We start from the raw sequence: 3,985 nt of genomic DNA, 5'->3' as shown, positions 1-3,985 counted from the left end.
GGGTGGTCATCCCGCGCCCCTCAACGCTGTTCGATGATGGCCATTGCGCGCAGCTCCGCCAGAAGGCCGTCCGACAGCGCCTCCAGCCGCCGGTCGGTCAGCCGGTTGCGCATCGCGGCGCCCTCCGGCATCAGCTCGGCCGTGGGCGTGCGGCCGCACAGCATCACGATGTCGACCGAGGGGCCGGTGGTGGGGGTGGCGGCGATCTGGCGGGCGTCCATGCGCGCGAGCGTCAGGGCGATCCGTGCCGGCAGGTCGGGCTGCGGGCGGGTTTCACGCACCACCGCGCCTTCGGGCAGGTTGGCGGTCAGCGACTGGAAATCCGCGCAGGCATCGGCCCCGGCGCGCAGGCGGGCCAGTTCGGCCTCGGCATTGGCGCTGGGAACGGTGGCGCGGACATACTCGACCTCGATGGACCGCTCCGGCAGGCGCGGGCTGCGGTCGATGTCGCGCATCAGGAACAGGATCACCGCGCCTTCGACGGCGATGGGCGCGCTGATCTGCCCGGGCGACAGCGCCTCGATTGCCGGGCGCAGGTTCGGCGGCAGCGCGTCCACCGCCAGCCACTCGAGCCGCCCGTCCTGCGCGCGCGAGTCCGAGGCCGAGAACAGCCGTGCGGATTCCGCGAACTCCGCGGGGGTGGAGTCGCGCGCGATCATCTCGGCCAGCTCCACGTTGTCGTCGGTTGCAGGCAGCACGAGCTCGGACAGCAACACCCTCGGCTGGCCGCGGAACGCGGTGGTCTGGCGCGCGCGCGCCACCTCGGCGTCGGTGACCTCCACCCGGCCGAGGAAGCGCTGCTGCAACACCTGGCGCCATGCGAGCCCGGCCTCGACGAAGCTGCGGATGGACTCCGGCTCCAGCCCGGACTGCCCCACGAGGCTCAGGAACTCCTCGGCCGACAGATCGAAGCGCGAGGCGAATTCGACAACGCCCTCGGCGATCTCCGCCTCGGAGGGGCGGATGCCCATGCGGCGCGCCTCGGAGATCTGCAACCGCTCGTCGATCAGCCGCTCCACCGCGATGGTGCGCAGATCGCCCGCGGTGTTGAACAGTTCCAGAAACAGCGCGCGCTGGTCGATGTCATGGGCGGTGATCACGCGGTCATCGACGATCACGCGGGGCGCAAAGGGGTTCTGGGCCGCCACCGGCGCGGCAAAAGCAAGCGTCAGGGCAGCGGCAAGGGGAAGGAGGCGCGTCATGGACATGGGTGTTGCTGTCGCTCGTGTCTGGGTTGCCACGGGTCTGGCTCGGGTCTCGCACGGGTCGGGCGAAGGGGTGCGCCGCCCGTCACTGGGTCGGTCCCCGGGGAAGGGCCCCCGGGGCGGGCACTGTGCCGGTCACTGGCCACAGCCGCGGGCCGGCCCGCCCGGGCGGGCGCCAAAACCGATCAGGTCGATCCTGAGGCCGATCTCGGTCCGCGCCGCCACACTAGTGGAGGAGACGAACCGACGCGAGAGGGAAAGATCCACCGCCACGCATTCGTTGCGATACCGTGCCCCGAGGCCTGCGGTGCCGGGTTCGCCGCGCGCCAGATCGTAGCGCAGGTCGGCCAGCGCAACCCAGTGGCGCCCGACCTCCATCGCGCCGCCCAGCCCAAGCTCGCCGGTGCGGCGGGTGCGGTCCTGAACGGGATCGGGATCGATCTGGACATAGCTGCCATAGACCTGCCGCCCGGCGCCGCTCCAGGAGGCGCGGAACTCCTGCCGCGGGCTGCGCCCGTCCGAGGTGATGAGCGCCCGCCCGGCAAAGGCCAGGCCCCCCGCCGTCCGCAGCCGCGCCGCCGCGAGCCAGTCCGATCGCTGCCCCGAGAGGCCCGACACCGGTCCCGATACAGGCCCCGATACAGGTCCCGATACCGCAGAATGCCCATCGCCGCGCAGCCGCACGACGCGCCCGGCCAGTGCCTCGACCGACCACCCGGCGGGGTCGTGGCGGGTCCACCCCAGCCCGAGGTTGACGCGCCGGCCCGCCTCCTGCGTGTCGAAGCCGGGCCCGCGGTCGAGACGGAACAGCGTGATCTCGTCCAGCTCCAGCAGCAGGCTGTCCTCGTTGGGGGTGGCGTCGCGCCGGTCACGGGCCCAGACGACCTGGGCGATCGGCTCCAGCAGATGGGTCGCCCCGCCCGGCGCCTGGCGCAGCAGCGGCCAGCGCAGCTCCAGCGCGGCGGTGGGGCTGATGCGGCTGATCGTGCGCGCGAACCGGTCGTCCTGGCGCACGCGCCACCGGTCGGCCCGGAGCGCGCCCAGGGCGGCCACCTCCACCCCGGCGGGGGTGATCCAGCTGCGTCGCCAGTCCGCGCGCAACGTCAGCCGCGCCACATCGCGCCCCCGGCCCATGACCGGGTTGCTGGAATCGCGCCGCGCGGCCAGCGCGTCGAGGGTCAGCCACGCGCTGCCCCCCAGCAGCGGCGGCGTGACGCGCTGTGACAGGCGCGCGTCCAGCACCCGGTTGGGCAGCAGGGCGTTGTCGTCGCCGCGAAAGGTGCGGAACTGCGTTGCGCGGACCCGGCCCAAACGGTCGCGGCGGATCTGATCGACAAAGATCGTGTTGGTGCGGATGTCGTCCTCGCCCACGCCATAATCGCTGCGATAGCGCGGGTCGCTGAACGCCTCCAGCCGCAGGCCCAGGCCGGTGTCGGGCGCCAGCGCCACATCCGCGCGCGCCTCGACATAGCCGCGCCATTGCCCCGGCCGCAGCCGGTCGCGCGTGACCGCGCCATCCAGGAAGAACCGACCGCGGGCAAAGTTGTGGCGGTACGTCCCCCCCAGCGTGTAGCTGCCGCGGGCGTGGATGCGCGGGCTCAGCGTCAGGTCCCGGTTGCTGTCCAGCGCGATGAAATACGGCACCTGCAACCCCGGTCCCAGCGCGCTGGTGGCCCGCAGCTCGGGCGTCAGCACGCCGGTCATGCGGGTCACGGTGGGGTCGGGCATGCGCAGGCGCGGCGCCACCGCCAGCGTCACCCCCAGCACGCGGAAGGCGGGGCGCTCGAACTCCAGGGTCCGGGCCTCGCTGTCGTGGATGATGCGGGCGGCGCGGATTTCCCAAAGCGGCGTGGGGTTGTCCGCGCAGACCTGGCACGAGGACGCCACCGCACGCTCCATCCGGGTGATGCGGCCTTCGCTGCGGTCGACCCCGCGCGTGGCGATCTGCAACCGGCGGTCCAGGACGATCCGCGCGCCGCGCAGCACCCCGTCGCGCAGATCCGCGCTCATCTCGGCAGCATCGGCGAGGACCAGAATGTCGGGGCCGTCCTCCAGCACGATCGGGCCGGTGATCTCCAGCCGGTCCGGGGCGCCGTCGGTGCCGCGGGTGAACACCAGCCGCGTGGCACGCAGCCGGGCGCCGCGGTACAGCACCTCCACCCCGCCGGTGGCCACCAGCGCGCCGTCGGCGGTGATCTCCAGGCTGTCGGCGGCCATCCGGGCGACGTCGGTGTCGGGTGTTGCCGCGACCTCGCGGCTGAGGGCGGGCGTGGCCGCGAGCGTCCACAGAAGCAACGCCAGCACCCCGGGACGGAGACGGCGGGGTGTGTCGCGCGGGTGTGTCATCCCTCCTCCAGGTGCAGCAGCAGCGCCAGCGCCAGCAGCGTGGCCACCGCCGGCGGGTTCCATGCGGCCAGCACCACCGGGATCTGGCCGTTCTCGCCCAGCACCTGCGCGAAATCGCGCAGAAAGAACACCCCGAACCCGGCCAGAAGCGCGCCCAGCACCATCAGCCCCTGTCCGCCCGACCGGATGTGGCCCATCGTGAAGGCCGCCCCCACCAGCACCATCGCCATCAGGGTCCACGGCGTCGCCAGCTCCATCTGAAGCCACATCCGGTGCGGCAGCGCGGCAAAGCCCGCGCGCTCCAGCGCGGTGATGAAGGCGGGCAGCTCCCAGATCGGGATGGTGGCGGGGGCGCCGAAGCTGTCGCGCAGCGCGGTGGGGGTCAGGTCGGTCTCCAGCCGCAGCGCGGGGTGGGCCTCGGCGGCGGCCTCGGG

General features: G+C 73.1%; 3 protein-coding genes. All 3 read right to left on the bottom strand.

Going from position 1 to position 3,985, the window contains the following annotated elements:
• Window positions 1-20: 20 nt before the first annotated feature.
• Window positions 21-1,148: a peptidylprolyl isomerase gene (locus CCR87_RS17585; RefSeq protein ID WP_201155464.1), complete on the bottom strand. Its 1,128-nt coding sequence runs from the start codon at window positions 1,146-1,148 to the stop codon at window positions 21-23.
• Window positions 1,149-1,340: 192 nt separating this feature from the next.
• Window positions 1,341-3,551 (bottom strand): LPS-assembly protein LptD, encoded by a 2,211-nt coding sequence (locus tag CCR87_RS00980; protein WP_201155463.1) that lies wholly within the window; start codon window positions 3,549-3,551, stop codon window positions 1,341-1,343.
• On the bottom strand, window positions 3,548-3,985 hold a 438-nt coding region (locus CCR87_RS00975; protein ID WP_201155462.1), incomplete at its 5' end, for an LptF/LptG family permease. The genes CCR87_RS00975 and CCR87_RS00980, both read right to left, overlap by 4 nt.

Source organism: Rhodobaculum claviforme, assembly GCF_016653255.1.
GTDB classification, from domain to species: domain Bacteria; phylum Pseudomonadota; class Alphaproteobacteria; order Rhodobacterales; family Rhodobacteraceae; genus Rhodobaculum; species Rhodobaculum claviforme.
This window is presented reverse-complemented; position numbering and strand designations above follow the sequence as displayed.

What these genes read in the sequence shown, in the direction of transcription:
- CCR87_RS00980 (WP_201155463.1), bottom strand. Translation starts at nt 3,551, where the DNA reads ATGACACACCCGCGCGACACACCCCGCCGTCTCCGTCCCGGGGTGCTG.